General features: G+C 71.0%; 15 protein-coding genes. 1 reads left to right on the forward strand and 14 read right to left on the reverse strand.

Annotation, left to right across the window (positions count from 1 at the left end; all coding sequences use genetic code 11):
* From VK611_17260 to VK611_17325, 14 genes are all read right to left on the reverse strand, one after another.
* Nucleotides 1–241: hypothetical protein (locus VK611_17260; GenBank protein ID HMG43084.1), on the reverse strand; the 241-nt coding region annotated here is incomplete at its 3' end.
* Nucleotides 242–415: 174 nt separating this feature from the next.
* Entirely contained in the window at nucleotides 416–1,435 is a 1,020-nt protein-coding gene (locus VK611_17265) for a DUF1707 domain-containing protein (GenBank protein ID HMG43085.1), read from the reverse strand.
* A 186-nt stretch (nucleotides 1,436–1,621) separates the two neighbouring features.
* Nucleotides 1,622–2,146 carry a hypothetical protein gene (locus VK611_17270; GenBank protein ID HMG43086.1) on the reverse strand — a complete coding sequence of 175 codons (525 nt, stop codon included), beginning with the start codon at nucleotides 2,144–2,146 and terminating at the stop codon, nucleotides 1,622–1,624.
* 10 nt (nucleotides 2,147–2,156) lie between these two features.
* The gene (locus tag VK611_17275; GenBank protein ID HMG43087.1) at nucleotides 2,157–2,732 is read right to left on the reverse strand and encodes a hypothetical protein; all 576 of its coding nucleotides are present in this window, start codon (nucleotides 2,730–2,732) and stop codon (nucleotides 2,157–2,159) included.
* A gap of 82 nt (nucleotides 2,733–2,814) precedes the next feature.
* Nucleotides 2,815–3,735 (reverse strand): magnesium transporter CorA family protein, encoded by a 921-nt coding sequence (locus VK611_17280; protein ID HMG43088.1) that lies wholly within the window; start codon nucleotides 3,733–3,735, stop codon nucleotides 2,815–2,817.
* A gap of 120 nt (nucleotides 3,736–3,855) precedes the next feature.
* The gene (locus VK611_17285) at nucleotides 3,856–4,266 is read right to left on the reverse strand and encodes an STAS domain-containing protein (protein HMG43089.1); all 411 of its coding nucleotides are present in this window, start codon (nucleotides 4,264–4,266) and stop codon (nucleotides 3,856–3,858) included.
* Between the two features lie 10 nt (nucleotides 4,267–4,276).
* Complete coding sequence (locus tag VK611_17290; protein ID HMG43090.1) at nucleotides 4,277–5,218, reverse strand: anti-sigma factor RsbA family regulatory protein; 942 nt, start codon at nucleotides 5,216–5,218, stop codon at nucleotides 4,277–4,279.
* Nucleotides 5,219–5,277: 59 nt separating this feature from the next.
* Complete coding sequence (locus VK611_17295; GenBank protein ID HMG43091.1) at nucleotides 5,278–6,384, reverse strand: SpoIIE family protein phosphatase; 1,107 nt, start codon at nucleotides 6,382–6,384, stop codon at nucleotides 5,278–5,280.
* 77 nt (nucleotides 6,385–6,461) lie between these two features.
* Nucleotides 6,462–7,298, reverse strand: coding sequence for an SDR family oxidoreductase (locus tag VK611_17300; protein ID HMG43092.1), 837 nt, complete (start codon nucleotides 7,296–7,298; stop codon nucleotides 6,462–6,464).
* Between the two features lie 23 nt (nucleotides 7,299–7,321).
* The gene (locus tag VK611_17305) at nucleotides 7,322–8,572 is read right to left on the reverse strand and encodes a cytochrome P450 (protein ID HMG43093.1); all 1,251 of its coding nucleotides are present in this window, start codon (nucleotides 8,570–8,572) and stop codon (nucleotides 7,322–7,324) included.
* The gene (locus VK611_17310) at nucleotides 8,569–9,558 is read right to left on the reverse strand and encodes an MBL fold metallo-hydrolase (protein HMG43094.1); all 990 of its coding nucleotides are present in this window, start codon (nucleotides 9,556–9,558) and stop codon (nucleotides 8,569–8,571) included. Before VK611_17310 ends, VK611_17305 begins: the two co-directional genes overlap by 4 nt.
* Nucleotides 9,555–10,292, reverse strand: a complete 738-nt coding sequence (locus VK611_17315) for an ATP-binding cassette domain-containing protein (protein HMG43095.1) — start codon at nucleotides 10,290–10,292, stop codon at nucleotides 9,555–9,557. The genes VK611_17310 and VK611_17315 overlap by 4 nt, the downstream gene beginning before the upstream one ends.
* A complete protein-coding gene (locus VK611_17320; protein ID HMG43096.1) occupies nucleotides 10,289–13,102 on the reverse strand; it encodes a branched-chain amino acid ABC transporter permease/ATP-binding protein in 2,814 nt (937 codons plus the stop codon). The genes VK611_17315 and VK611_17320 overlap by 4 nt, the downstream gene beginning before the upstream one ends.
* A gap of 3 nt (nucleotides 13,103–13,105) precedes the next feature.
* Complete coding sequence (locus VK611_17325; protein HMG43097.1) at nucleotides 13,106–14,335, reverse strand: ABC transporter substrate-binding protein; 1,230 nt, start codon at nucleotides 14,333–14,335, stop codon at nucleotides 13,106–13,108.
* Nucleotides 14,336–14,624: 289 nt separating this feature from the next.
* Between VK611_17325 and VK611_17330 the strand changes: the two genes are divergently transcribed.
* On the forward strand, nucleotides 14,625–15,023 hold a 399-nt coding region (locus VK611_17330), incomplete at its 3' end, for a helix-turn-helix domain-containing protein (protein ID HMG43098.1).

The following is a 15,023-nucleotide window of genomic DNA, read 5'->3' on the forward strand; positions in this document are numbered from 1 at the left end:
CTCGACGTTGGTAGGGCAAGAGCTCGCCGCGCGCCGCCCGGATCGCGTCGAGGCCCTCGAAGGTCACGCGGCCCGGCAAGTCGTTCTCGAGCGGGAAGACGATCGCGTCGAGCGGCAACGACGGATCGCCAGGGTGCGCCGGCATCGGACCGTAGGTCACCCGCGGCCCCAACACGTTGTCCGCGACCAGCGGCACCACGAGCGGCACCGCCTCGCCGACACCGTTCGTCCAGTCGCTCACAACAACCGACAGTACGAGCCCGGCCGCAGCCGACGTCGTTCCAAGGGAGCGTGGCGGCTTCGGGACGATCATGATGTCTGCTGATGCGAAGACCCCTGCGGGTTGACGCACCGGAGGGCGTTCGGTCTCGTTGCCGGGATCACGGGTCGGAGGTGGGCCCGAGGCCGGTAGCGGTCACTGGAGGGTCCAGGTTCCGCAGCCGCTGGTGGAAAACCGCTCGCCGGCTGCCAGGTCGACCTCGGTGCGGAGGTCAGTGCCGTAGTGGTCGCGATAGTCGATCACGTCAGCTGCGCCGTAACCCAGGCCGCGGGCGCGCGTCCAGGTGCACATGGGGGTCGAGTCGGGGTCGGGTGCCGTCACCCTGAAGTGGCCCGGCGCCACGTCGCGGCCTACCAGCCAGTCGCCGTCGCCCACGGTGGTCGCCGGGGTGGCGGGAGGGGCGTAGGGGGCGAGCGGAGCACAGCCCTGGAGGCGGACGCGGGAATCGGTGGGCAGCACCTCGATGATCGGCCGCGCGCTCACGTCCTCGGCGACGACGAGGTCCGGGCCCCCGGCCTCGGCGGCCTGGAAGCGCCGCCACCGGCAGGTGGTGCCCGCTGGCCCCGTCGTGTAGATGCCCGGCTGGATCTGGCGGCCCACCTCGAGCACGAGCGGGTCCCCGGAGCGCCCGGTCGTGGGCGGCGCCGAGGGTGCGGCGGTCGTCGGCGCTGCGGTGGTCTCGGGCCCGGAACTCGCGGTGGGGGCGGTGGATGGGGTCGAGGGCACCGTCGTGGCCCCGTCGGCCGACGACTCGGGCGATCCGCGGCCCAGCTGCCCAGCCACAGCGCCCAGCACAACCAGCGCGGTGACCGTGACCGCCACACCCACTGCCATCCGCGATCGGGGCCGCGGCCGCTGGGGCTGGGACCCCGCGCCGGCTGCCGCCGGGACGTCGCCGCCGGGTGACCCGCCTGCCGGCCACGCCGCAGGCTCCGGCTCGGGGCCGTCGTCCGGCAGCGCCCACGGACGCTGCGACGAGGGCGCCGGCTCACCGGGCAGGTCGAGGAGGATCCCCTCCAGCCCGGCCAGCGTGATCACCGTGCGGACCCGATGGATGCGGTCCTCCAGCTCCGGCACCGTGAGGTGCCCCTGCGCCGCCCGGCGCTGCAGCTCCTCGACGATCCGCTGACGATCGGCCTCGGTCACGCCCACCACGCGGGCAGTCTTCCACGCCCCCAACCACGCCCCGCGTTCGCCCGGCGCCGACCATCAGGTCGCCCGGTCGGCTCCATGACCTGGACATCGAGCTCGAACCTTCACCCCGCGGCCCACGAGGTCTCGGACGTCGAGCTCGCCCGCGCCCGATCCCTGTTCAGCGGGGGCACGTAGCGGGCCGGCGGCTCAGGTGTGCAGCAGCCCGAGGAGCAACGCCCGGTAGTCCCGGAAGACGACCCGCAGCTGTTCGGTGTCGACGTCGTCGTCCTGGCGCCACTGGGCCTGGAGCAGCTCGCGGTGGCCGGCGAGGATCCTGGCGAGATCGTCGATCGCCTCGGTGACCAGATGATCCGCGCTCTCGACCGCCGACCGGGGATCGTCGACGAAGCCGATCTGGATCGTGTTCCAGCGCTCTTCGAGGATGCCGTCGTCGCTGAGGAACGGCCTGCCCTCGGGCGCTTCGTCGGCTGGCGCCCCGACCTCGAGGACCTCCGTGTCCTCCTGCGGATCGAGCGCTTCGGGGTCCTCGCCGTTGTCTTCGGGTCGGCCGTCGGTCGTGACTTCGGACTCGGTCTCCTCGTCCGGGTCTACGTCGTCAGCGTCGTCGTCGACGACGGACTGGACCTCAGCGTCCTCCTCGGACTCGACGTCGAGGTTGGCGTCGTCGAGCGCCGGCGCGGTCAGCGCGGTGTCGGTGTGCTTGATGATCATGGTGCTCCCTTCAACTGACGTCGTGCTCGGCACGTTCGACGCCTGGTGCGGCAGCGTCGTCAGCGGGGTCGGCGCGACTGTTCAGCAGCTCGTCGAACAACGAGCGGTAGTTCTGGATCGCCTGACGTTGGTCGTCGATCGTCGCGGTCTCGGCGCCCAGACGGACGGCCTCGGCCATCCGGTAGCCGGCGGCGAGGGCCGGGTGGTCGACCGAGACGTAGGTGCTGTGGTCGTCGGAGCCCTCGGCGGGATAGCCCCGCTCGTTCATCACGCGTGTGACGAGCTCGGCGGCTTGGGTCACGGTTTGGCGGGGTTCGTCGACGAAGCGGATTTGGACCGCGAACCACTGCTCGACGTATCGAGCGCTGGCTTCGGGCGTCAGTTCTCTGATGTCGAGGCCGTCGCGCTGTTTGACGCGATCGCGCAATGCGGCTTCGGCGTTGCGCCGGTCGCCCGTCTGTTCGACGGCCTGGTGGTATTCCGGTCCGAACTGCCGCTGGAGCGACGCGGACCGGAGGCGGTTGACCGCCAGGGCGGCTCCCGCGAATGCGACGACGAGGGCAAGCAGAACGATCAACCAGCTCATGACGATGCTCCTGTTCGGGCCAGCGTCGCCTACCCGCTACCGCGGCCGCCCAGCCGACCTGGCGGATCGAGGGAGGGGTCGACTACAGCCAGCCGCGCCGGCGGAACAGCAGGTAGAGGCCGCCAGAGGTGACGACGAGCACGACGGCCGACGCGATCGTGCCCCAGGTCTGTTGGGAGCCGGGGTAGGGGACGTTCATGCCGTAGTAGCCGGTGACGAGCGCGGGCACGGCGATGATCGCGGCCCAGCCGCTGACCTTCTTCACGATCTCGTTCTGGTGGAAGTCGCGCAGGCTGAGGTTGGTCTCGACGATGGTGGAGACGAGGTCGCGCAGCGACTCGGTGGATTCGCCGACGCGCAGGATGTGGTCGTAGACGTCCTGGTAGTAGGGGTAGAGGTCCTCGGAGACGGTGGCGTGCTCGCGGCGCATGAGCGCGCTCAGGGCTTCGCGCAGGGGCACCACGAGCCGGTGGAAGCGGACCAGGGCGCGCCGCATCTCGAACCACCCGCGCTGCTGGGTCGGGTCGAGAGGGTGTTCGTCGAAGATGCCCTCGCTGATCTCGTCGTAGAAGTCCTCGAATGCCTGCACGGCGTCGAAGTAGCCGTCGACCACGACGTCGAGAAGGCCGTAGAGCAGGAAGCTCACGCCGCCGGCGGCGAGGTCGGGGGACTGGTCCCAGCGGGCGAGCACCGCGTCCATGTCGAAGAACGAGTCGTGGTCTCGGACGGTGATGAGCCACCGCTTGTTGACGAAGGAGTCGATCTCGGTCACGTCCAGGCCACGGCCATCGGCGGTGACGTGCACGGCGTGACAGGACAGGAACGCGTGGGTGGCGTAGTGGTCGAGCTTGGGGCGCTGGTGGGGCTCGAGGGCATCCTCGACAGCCAGCTCGTGCAGGCCGAGCTCGCCGGCGAGCTCGTCGAGCTGCTCCCTGCTGGGGGTGTGGAGGTCGACCCACACGATCGTGTCGGGTCGCTTCAGGTGCTCCGAGACGTCCGCCACCGGGAAGCCTTCAGCCTCGATGACGCCGCCGCTGTACAGCCTGGTTCGGGCTCGACCCATGACAACCTCATTCCCCGCAACTGCGATCGTCGCGCATCGATCATGCGCGAACCCGGAGGCTCAGGAGGAGCCGGCGTCTTCGGCGGTCGGCAGGAGCAGGTGGTCGACGCCCGCGAGGTGGATGACCCGACTCACGACGGGTGAGACGCCGACGAGCCGGAAGGCAACTCCGGCGAGCTGGGTGGTGTCCTGCGCGGCGAGGATGGCTTGAAGGCCGGCCGAGTCGGCGAAGCTGACCCCGCGCATGTCGATCTCGAGCGCGTCGGTCGTCGGCTCGGACAAGGCGTTCTGGACCTCGGCGGCGAGGGGCTCCGTCCCACCCATGTCGAGCTCACCGACGAGTGTGATCACGACGTGGGTCGCTTCCCGGTGAGAGGAGATCACCAGGATCTCTTGGCCGCCCATCGTGCGTCTGCCTAGCACAGTTCGGCGCATCTCGCCCTGAGCGACACGCCGCCCGAGGACGGTCACGATGGGTCGGCTACGGAGTGCCGTCGTCGGAGGAGATGTGGGCGCGCACGGTGGTGCCGGACGGCGAGGACCGCACCTGGAGCAGATCGCAGATCTGGTTGACGACCCACAGACCGCGCCCGCCGACCTGGCCGTCGACCGGCCGGCGCCGCCCGATCAGCGGGTCGACCACGTGTCCTCGATCGCACACCTCGCACACCAGCGTCGCGGCTTGTCGCCACAGCCGCAGCACGCCTCGGCCGCCACCGTGGCGCACGCTGTTGGTGATCAGCTCGCCGGTGACGAGCGCCACGTCGGTGGCACGTTCCGCCATTCCCGCGGCCAGGGCCTGTCGCGTGGCGATGCGACGCATGGAGCCCAGTTCGTCGGCCCCGAACTCGTGGCCGGCGACACCCGCAGGTGGTTCCAGGAGAGGCTCCTGGAAGAGCGCGGTGGCATCGGCGCCGCTGAACCGTCGACTGGGCCGGCTCTGGCCGGCGCGGTCGATCACTGCGTGGGTGTCGTGGGCCCGGTCGATCAGGCTGGCATCGACGGCCGCCATGTCGTAGGGGCACAGCAGCCAGAACGCTGCTGTGTCGGCGAACGCCTCGTTGAGCAGAGCCTCGTGATGGCGCCACTCGACCAGCTCGTCGGGACTGCGACCGGCCAGGTTCGGCTCGCTCACGCCTCTCAGGCGTTGGCCGTCGGCGCGGTGCCGGTCGACGAAGGTCCGCCATGCCGGGATGGTCCGCGCCGGGTTGCGTCCCAGGCTGGTCACGTCGGCGAACTGCACCGTGGCGGCGTCCCCGTCGAGGACGGCGCGCAGCGCGGTGATCTTGGCGGCAGCGACGGCGACCAGGATCGGCTCGCCCGCCGCCACAGCATCACGGATGAATGCGGCCGTGCCGGCGAGGAAATCGCCCTCGCTGGCGTAGAGGAACGCCTCGTGGCGAAAACCGTCGTCGACTGCCACCGACTGTGATCTACCCGCCGAGCCCCCACCGATCCACATACCTCGCTGTGGAGCAGGGCTCATTTGGGCTCCGGGTGGCTCAACGAGCTCGGGTCGATCGCTCGCAGCTGCAACCGGCGAGGTCGTCGTCGGCCGAGGCGGCGTTGGCGGGGCTGGGCGGTCAGGGTGGCGGCGACGACGCAGATGTCGTCGCTGGTGCCTTCGGGTGCGAGCTCACCGATGACGTGGTCGCAGAGCTCCTGCGCGGTGCCGCTGAAGCCTTCGACGACTCGGCAGAGATGCGCGATGCCGTCCTCGCCGGCCCGTTCGAGCGGTTCGATCAGCCCGTCGGTGTAGAGCAGGAAGTGGCCGCCCGAACGGATCTCCGTCACGGCCTGGTCACGGCGCGGCAGCGGGGGACGCAGACCCAGGAGGCGACCGTGTGCCAGGTCGACCCGCCGCGCCACGCCGCTGGGCTCGATGATGATCGGTGGCGGGTGCCCGGCGTTGGCCACGACCAGCCGGCCCTTCCCGGGATCGGCCACGACGTAGACCATCGTGGCGACCTCGCCGGTCGCCAGCTGGTCGAGCAGGGTGTCCACCCGCCTGATCACATCGGCCGGGCCGAGACCGGCGAGGGCGTGCGCCAGGACCGCGACTCGCAGGCGACCCATCGCCGCGGCGGCGGCCACGCCGTGACCGGTGACGTCGCCCACCAAGAGCCCGACCCGCTTGGCGTCGAGCTCGAAGACGTCGTACCAGTCGCCTCCGGCGTGGCTCCCGACCTCACCGGGCAGGTACCGCACCGACAGGTCGAGGCCCGTGACCTCCGGTACCGCTCGGGGCAGGAGGTCGTGCTGGAGCGCCAGGGCGATGGCGTGCTCCCGTTCGGCGTGGTGTTGGGCCTCCCAAAAGCCGCGTTGGGTCATCTCGAAGGTCGACAGCGCCTCGGACAGGTACGTGAAGCTCGCCGCGACCAGCCCGACCTCGGCCGACGAAGCCCGCACCAGGAGCTGCTCGACCACCCGACGATGCAGGCCGACGACATCGAGGACCGACATCTCGTCCCCGAACGCCTCCCGACTGAACGCGTGCGCGGCCTCGAGGTCGACCTCCTCGCCCGCGTCGACGTATCGCTCGAGCGCTGCCCCGTAGTCCGCCCCAAGACCACCCCACCGTTCGTTCACAATGCAGAGGTAATCGCTCCGCGACAAACATGCAAGGGGAAACCGGCCGGGCAGGTTGACCTGTCGGTCGTGGCGGTTTAGAGGACGTAGTCCTCGCCGGTGGCTCGGATGGTGATGTCGCTGATCGATATGCCCCACGGTTGGTTCATGACGTGGACGATGTTGTCGGCGATGTGCTCGGGTTCGAGGGACCAGAGCCGCGGCGAGTCGGCGTCGGTGAGCTCGGGCGGTAGCTCGCCGGTGATGTACTTCATCATGTTGTCCATGGCCGTCGAGGCGTGCTGACCGAAGATCCCGACGACAGCCGCCGGGTTGACCACCGACGCACCCAGGCCCGTCTTCGGGACGCCGGTCGGTCGGACCACCGACACCTTGATCTTCCCCTGTGACTCCACGCGCAGCGACTCCGACAGCGCGTTCACGGCGGACTTCGTGGCGGTGTAGACGCCGGCGCCCGCGGTCGCGAAGTTCGAGTAGATCGACGAGATGTTCACGACGTGCCCGCGGCCCTGGGCGATCATCTGGTCGTAGACGGCGGCGATGCCGTTGAGCACGCCCTTCACGTTGACGTCGATGGCGGCGTGCCAGGCCTTCCATGCCTGCTCGTGGTCGGCGTAGAACGACAGCGGCATCACGCCGGCGTTGTTCACCATCACGTCGATGCGCCCGAAGGCGTCGACGGCGAACGCGGCCAGCGCCTGCATCTGCGCCATGTCGGTGACGTCGGTGGCGAGGTGCGCGGCGTCGTGCCCACCGCCGTCCAGGGCCTCGAACACGGTCGCCAGTTGCTCCGTGTCGACGTCCGCACCGACGACCTTCGCCCCGAGCCCGCACGCCTGCTCCGCCACCAGGCGACCGAAGCCGCTCCCCGCCCCGGTCACGACGACGACCTTGTCCTCCAGATGGTTCTTCACGTAGCGGTGCCCTTTCGGTCGGCTCAGCGCAGCGAGTAGGTGATCGGCAGGTGCTTGAGGCCGCCGACGAAGGTGGTCTGGGCCAGCGCCGGCGAACCCGCCAGCTCGATCGTCTCCAGTCGGGGCACCAGCTCGGTGAGGAGCGCCTTGATCTCCATCCTGGCGAGCTTGGCGCCGAGGCAGTAGTGGGCGCCGAACCCGAAGGCGAGGTGGGGGTTGGGGGAGCGGCCGACGTCGAAGCGGAACGGGTCGTCGAAGACGTCCTCGTCGCGGTTGGCCGACGGGTACGACAGCAGCAGCATGTCGCCCGGCTGGAACTCGTGGCCGGACACCTCGTAGGGCTCGGTGGCGGTGCGCATGAAGTGCTTCACCGGCGTGGTCCAGCGGATGATCTCGTCGACGGCCGAGTCGATCAGCCCCGGTTCGTCCTTCAACCGGGCCAGCTCCGCCGGGTTCTCCACGAGAGCCTGCATCCCGCCCGCCATCGCCGACGAGGTGGTGTCGTGCCCGGCGGTCGCGACGATGACGTAGTAGGAGATCGTCTCGATGAGACCCACCGGCTCGCCGTCGATGCTGCCGTTGGCGATGGTCGAGGCGAGGTCGTCGGCGGGGTTGGCGCGGCGGTCCTCGGTCAAGGCCGAGAAGTACTGGAAGAAGTCCTGCATGACCTGCAGGACCTCTTCCGGGGACGACCCGCGGGCCAGCTCGGGGTCCTGGTTGCCGAACAGCTCCTGGGTGAGCTGCAGCATGCGGGGGTAGTCCGACTCGGGCAGCCCGAGGATGGCGAGGATCACCTGCAGGGGGTACTGCATGGCGATGTCGCGGGCGAAGTCGCACGATCCATCCAGCTCCGCCATGCGGTCGACCGAGCGGCGCGCCATGTCGTCGAGCCGCTCCTGGAGCCGGGCCAGGCTGCGGGGCTTGAACCAGTCGACGGTCAGGGCCCGGTGTGCCTTGTGGTCGGGGTCGTCCATGTGGATGAGCGTGCGCAGCATCGCGCTGCCGGCCTGCTGCTGGGCCAGCACCTCGTTCGGTCCGATCACCGGGAAGGGCGCGTTGTGGAAGGTCTTGGGGTGCAGCTCGACCTCGTAGACGTCGGCGTGCCTGGTCAGCGCCCAGAACGGGGGGAAGTCCGGGTGCTCCACGAGGTGGATCGGATCGGCCCGGCGCAGCAGCGAGCAGGCACGGTGGAAGCGCTCCTCGTCGGCGTAGGCGGTCGGGTCGATGAAGACCATGCCGGCATCGTCGAGGTCCGTTGCCTGGGTGGTGGTCATGGGAGGGTCTCCTGGTCCTGGGGGTCTCGTCGGGTGGATTCGTAGACCAACGTGCTGCCGCTGCCTCGCCGGGTGGCGGCGCCGAGCGCGCGCAGGCGTTCGAGGTGGGCGTAGGTCTCGGCTTCGATCGGGCCGGTCAGCCGCTGGCCGGGGAAGAGGTGGCCGGCGAGCTCCGGGACACCGGCCGGACCGTGCTCGGCGACCAGTGTGAGCAGCCGGACGAGCCGGGTCTCGTGATGGCCACGTATCTCGCCGATGCGGCTGAGCAGGTCGACGAACGGGTGGCCGTGGGCCGGCACCACCGTGGTGATCTCTCGGAGGGCGGCGGTGCGGTCGAGCGAGTCGAGGTAGGTCCCGAGGGTGTCGGTCTCGCCGATGCTCATCACGTACGAGGTGGTGGTCGGCATCACGTGGTCGCCGGAGTAGAGGGCGCCGGTGTCCATGTCGTGGAGGCAGATGTGGTCGGGCGTGTGCCCGGGCGTGAAGACCACCACGAGGTCGCGGCCGGCCAGCCGGATGACGTCGCCGTGCCGGACGTGGCGGGTGACGGTCGGGCGCACGTGGGCGACACGTCGCATCTCCGGCGGAGGCTGCCACTGCCGGCCCCAGGGCGTCGCGCGTCCGCGCCGATCGGGCCCGAGGGCGAACGTCTCGTGGGCGATGACGGCGACGTCGCGCTCGACGGACTCGACGATCCGCGGCGTGAGGCCGTAGTGGTCGGGATGGCCGTGCGACAGGACGATCGTGTGCACGTCCCGGACCGACAGCTCGACGCTGCGCAGCCGCGCCTGCAGCGCATCCCACGATTCGTCGGTCGGGAGCCCGGGGTCGAGCAGCGTGACCCCCCGAGCGTCGACGAAGGCATGGCAGTTGACGTGCTGGATGCCGGGGACAGTGATCGGCAGCTGCAGCCGAAGGACCTTCGGCGCCACCTCCAGCACCACGTCGGATGCCGGCTCGCGCTCCTGCGCAACCTGGGCTGTCACCGTGTCCCGGGCTCCTTGGCGTCGTCGGTCTCGTCGGTCTCGTCGGCCAGGTAGGAGGCCTGGATCTCCTCGACGCGGTGGCGCAGCTCGTCGGCCGTGCCGTCGAGCTCGATGTGGCCCCGGCGCATCACGTACACGCGGTCGGCGACCTGCAGGGCCTTGTGGACGTGCTGTTCGACCAGCAGCACGCCGACGCCGGTGTCGGCCGCGGCGCGCACCGCCGCGAGCAGGCGGTCGACGACCACCGGCCCGAGGCCGAGCGACAGCTCGTCGACCAGCAGCATGGTCGTGGTGTCGCGGGCCAGGGCGCGCGACAGCGCCAGCATCTGCTGCTGGCCGCCGGACAGCAGGCCGACCCGGCGGGTCAGGTGGTCCTCGAGCTCGGGGAACAGAGCGAGCGCCCGTGTCGGGTCGCAGCGGCTGACCCGGAGGTTGTCGGCCACGGTCATGGTCATGAGCACCGCTCGCTGCTCCGTGACCAGGCCCAGGCCCTCGCGTGCCCGCCGGTACAGGGGAGCGCGGGTCGGAGCGCCCCGCCACCGCACCTCCCCGCCCAGCGCCGGGAGGTCACCGCTCAAGGTGAGGAGCGTCGTGGTCTTGCCGGCGCCGTTGGGGCCGAGGAGGGCGACGACCTCGCCGGCGGCGACCGCCAGGTCGAGGTCGCGGACCACGATCGAGTCACGCCCGTAGCCGGCGACGAGGCCCCGGGCTTCGAGGACGAAGGGATCGGTCATGTGACGGCCGCCGGGTCGGCGGGCTCGGGGGCGTCGCTGGGCCCGGGGCTCGCCGCGGTGACGGGCTCGCCGAGGTAGGCGGCGACGACGGCGGGATCGACCCGGACGGCGTCCGGGGTCCCCGCGGCGATGACCCGGCCGAAGTCGAGCACGACGAGCCGGTCGCAGAGGTCGAGGAGGAGCGGGACGTCGTGCTCGACGACGAGCACACCCAGGCCCCGTCCTGCGGCGATGCGGCGCACCGACCGGGCGAGCTCCCGGCTCTCGCTGTGGTCGAGCCCGGCGGCCGGCTCGTCCAGGAACAGCACGGTGGGCTCGGCGGCTATGGCGCGGGCGATGCCCACCAGGCGGGTCGCACCCTGCGAGAGCGCCGAGGGTCGACGGTCGATCACGTCGGTGAGCCCGAGGTCCGCCAGGACGGCCTCGATCGCCGTGGTCGTGGGTTGCCGGCCCGGCCGCACCAGGTCGGTGAAGTACCGCCACGGCGACTGGCGGTCGGCGGCGACGAGCAGGTTGTCGCGGATCGTCATCTCCTCGAACAGCTCGACCGCCTGCCACGAGCGGATCATCCCGGCCCGCGCCCGCTGCTCGGGCGATCGCCGGTCGACCTGCCCGCCGTCCAACAGGACCTGGCCGCGCTCGGGCGGCGTGAACCCCGTGATCACGTCGAGCAGGGTGGTCTTGCCGGCTCCGTTCGGCCCGATGAGCCCCACGATCTCGCCGGGGTCGACCCGCAGGTGCACGTCGTCGAGCGCGGTGACGCCCCCGAAGCGGACCGTGATGCCGCGCACCTCGACGGTCGCCGGTGGCTGGACGTGGGGGCCGTCGGAGGTGGCGGTGGTCGGGGGGCGTTCGACGAGGCGCCGCACCCGGTCGTCGACGCCGCGGAAGCGCTCCCGCATCGCTCCGGCGAGCCGCGCCGCCGATCCGTCGGGGGCGAAGGCCAGCTGCAGGGTGGCGCCGGCGCCGGCGATGATGGCGCTCCAGGCGAGGATGTCGTCGATGCCGCCGAGGAGGTCGTTGAGGACCTTGGTCCCCAGCGCGCCGGGGGCGGCGAGGGCCCCGAGCCCGGCGCCGGCGACCCACCCCAGGCCGCCGATGACCGCGTACTGCACGAGGCTGATCGAGCCGAGGACGTTGAACGTGGTGAACTGCACGTTGGTCTGGCGGAACGCCAGCACGATGCCGCCGACCGCGGCGATCCCGGCACCGAGACCGAAGGCGTAGAGCTTGGCGCCGTACACGCCCACGCCGAGCGCGGCCGCGGCCCGCTCGTTGGACCGTACCGCGAGCAGCCGGCGGCCGCTGCGCCCCCGGCGGACGTTCGCCACCACCAGCGCGGTCAGCACGAACAGGACGAGCACGAAGGCGCCGTAGCGCTGGGGATCGCCGAGCGGGTCGAGGCCGATGCCGAACACCGACGGCTCGTCGACGACCGTGCCGTTCAGCCCGCCGGTCAGCGAGCTGTTGGTGAAGATGACCGAGTTGAAGAGCAGCGCCAGCGCCAGCGTCGCCACGGCCAGGTTGACGCCGCGGGTCCGCAGGGCGGGGAGCGCCACGACCAGGCCGGCGAGCACCGTGGTCGCGACGCCCACGAGGAGCGCGAGCTCGAAGCGGAGACCCTGGGTGGCGACCAGGCGGGCCGCGACCCAGGCCCCGAACCCACCCAGCGCGAACTGGCACAGCGACAGCTGGCCGGCGTACCCGGTGACGACCACGACGGAGAGCACCAGGATGCCCATGCCGAACGTGGCGACGAGGGCGTCGGCCCAGCCGGGGACCGCGACGAGCGCGGTCCCCGCGACAACCAGACCCCCGACCACGGCCGGGACGGGGACGCGACCCGTGCCGGGGAGCGGGAGCCTGGCGATCGCCTCCCCGCGGGCGAGGCGCGCCCGGCCACCGAAGACCGTGACCGCCACGATGATCAGCATGGGCACGGCCTGCGGAAGTCCGGTGAGCGACTGGGGGCCGACGTCGAAGCGCTCGGCGAGATCGGGCTGGAACAGCGCCAGCTCGCTCTGCAGGATCCCGATGGCGAAGGCGCCGGCCACGGTGAGGCCGAACGACGAGAACCGCCCGACCAGCGCCGCGGCCAGCGCCACGAGCACCATGTTGGTCAGGACCGCGACGTGCAGCGTGATGATCGGGGCAAGGAAGATCGCCGCGGTGGCCGACAGCACGCCGGCCAAGGTGAAGTTGACCATCTCGATCGTGCTCGTCGACCAGCCGGCGCTCGCCGCCACGCGGCGGTTCTCCGCCACCGCCGACGTCGCCAGCCCGAAGAGCGTCTTCGAGTAGACGAGCCGCAGCGCGATGGCGAACATCGCGACGAGCCCGATGAGGATCAGCCTGTCCTGTCCGATGCGCAGGTCGCCGACCAGCGTGACGTTGCGGGTGGGCAGGTAGCTGTCGGGCTGCCCCTTGTCCTCGTCCCACAGCACGACGATGAGGCCGTAGATGGCCGACATCGTCGACAGCGTGGCGATGAGCCGGGTGAGCAACGACGTCCGTCGCAGCACCGTCATGATCCCGTGCATGACCATGCCCGATGCCGCGCCCGTCGCCAGCCCAGCCAAGAGGGCGAGCCATGGCGCCACGGCGTGGTCGTCGCGCAGGACGTAGCAGACGAACGCCCCGAGGGCGCCCTGCGCACCGGCCGCGAAGTTCAGGACCCCGGACGCCCGGTACGCCAGCACCACGCCCAGCGCCACCAAGGCCACCAGCGAGCCGGTCGCCATGCCCAGCAGCGCGAACCGGACCGTCGACTGGCTGAGCACCTCGGTGGCGATGATGTGGGCGCCGCCCACCCGTCAGCCCTCGAGCTCGAAGGGGGTCTCGACGTCGATGAAGTCGGACACCGGCACCATCTCGCCGCCTTCCAGGCGGGTCGCCATGACGTGGTGGCTGAAGAGGCGGAAGGTGCTGAGCACCGGGTTGTCCGGGAAGGCCGGCGTGCTCATGTCGAACGGCACCACCTCGGGTCGGTCGACCGGCCCCTGGGCCTTCACCGCCTCGACCAGCGCCGCGCTGTCGAGCTCGGAGATCTCGTCCGGCGACAGCGCCGAGAGGGCGTCGACCAGGCTCTGGGCCGCAATCCAGCCGTTGACCGAGACGACGCTGGCGTCGTCGAAGTCGAGGCCCTGCGCCTCGTAGGCATCCTTCATCTCCTGGATGCCGGCGTTGTCGGTCTCGGTGGGCGGCACGACGCTCGACATCAGGTACAGCCCGTCGCCCTCGTCGCCCAGCGCCTCCATCACCCTCGGCGGCATGAGGACCGACGTCGACAGGGTGGGCTTCTCCTGCATGTCCCAGCCCTCGGCCAGCAGTGCCTGCATGAAGGGCTCGGCCTGGGGCACGCCGAAGCCGAGCGAGTCGGGGTCGGCCGCCACGATCTGGGCCGCGATGGGTGCGAAGTCGGTGGTGTCCTGGGGGAAGAACAGGACCTCCCACTCGAGACCGAGCTCCGTGGCCAGCGCCTCGCCCTGCTCGGCGATGAACACCGTGGCCGGTGACTCGAACGTGACGAGCATCGTCGACTCGGCACCGGCGGACTTGGCCGTCGTGATCGACCCGAAGAGCTGCGGCACGATGCTGGTGAAGGGGTACGAGTTCGGGCTCGTGTGGTCGAACGTGCCGGCGCCCACGGTGTAGACGGACGGCAGGCCGGCCGCCTCGGCTCCGGTGTCGAAGACGCCGACCGACCCGATCAGGGCCAGCGATCCGTCGTCGGCGGCGGCGCGGCCGCACTCTGTCGAGCCGTTGGGGTCGCCGCGATCGTCGCAGACGGTGACCTCGATCGGACGGCCGAGCGCGCACTCCTCGTTGACGGCTCGGACCGTCACGTCGGTCGCGACCGAGAGGTCGTCCCCGTTGACCGCGGTCGGTCCGCTCAGTGCGGCGATGGTGGTGAACCGGATGGGGTCGCCCGGGCAGTTCGGCGCCTCCTGGGCCACCTCGCCGTCCCCGCCGGCACCGCCCCCGTCGCCGGAGCTGTCGTCGTCGCCTCCACAGGCGGCGATCGCCGCCACCGTGGCCAGCACGAGGAGGAGCCCTACAGCCCGCCGTCGATGCTGCGGCCGATGTTGCGCCCCTGGTCCGTGCGTCATGGAGTCCCCCCGGACGTGCCGCGCTCACATGAGACGAACATGTCCTGCCGTCTCAGCGCTCGGAGGTCACCGTACTCCCGCCTGATGAGATGTCAAGACGGAATGATCTCACCTCGACGGGGAGCCCTTCCGCGGTGCTTGGTAGGGTTCCGGTGTGTCCCAGCCTGGGGTTTTTCCCGACCTAGCGCCCGCAGTGCCGGCGGCCCACCCCTTGGCGGGAGCGTTGCGGCAGCTCCTCGGGGCTCGGCTCGGCTCCCTGCCGGCGGAAGCGGACGCGATCCTCGACGCCGCCGGACGCTGCTTCAGCCGTCGCGGCGTCGACCACACCTCTGTGCCCGAGATCGCCCGCGAAGCGCGCGTCTCGCGCTCCACCGTCTACCGCCTGCTCGGCGCGGCCGACGACATGGCCTGGTCGCTGTTCGCTCGCGACCTCGACCGCGCCCTGGCCGCGCTGCCGCCCGAGCTGGCTGCCGCGCGTGGTCCGCAGCCCATCGTCGCCATCGCCGGCGCCGTGCTGCACGTCGCGAACGATCACCCCGTGACGAGCAAGGTGCGCGAGGACGAGCCCTACGTCCTCGGTGCGCTCCTCCCCAGGATCGAAGCTCTGCTGGTCGCGAGCCGC

Source organism: Acidimicrobiales bacterium (assembly GCA_035316325.1).
Classification (GTDB): domain Bacteria; phylum Actinomycetota; class Acidimicrobiia; order Acidimicrobiales; family VFJN01; genus DASXTK01.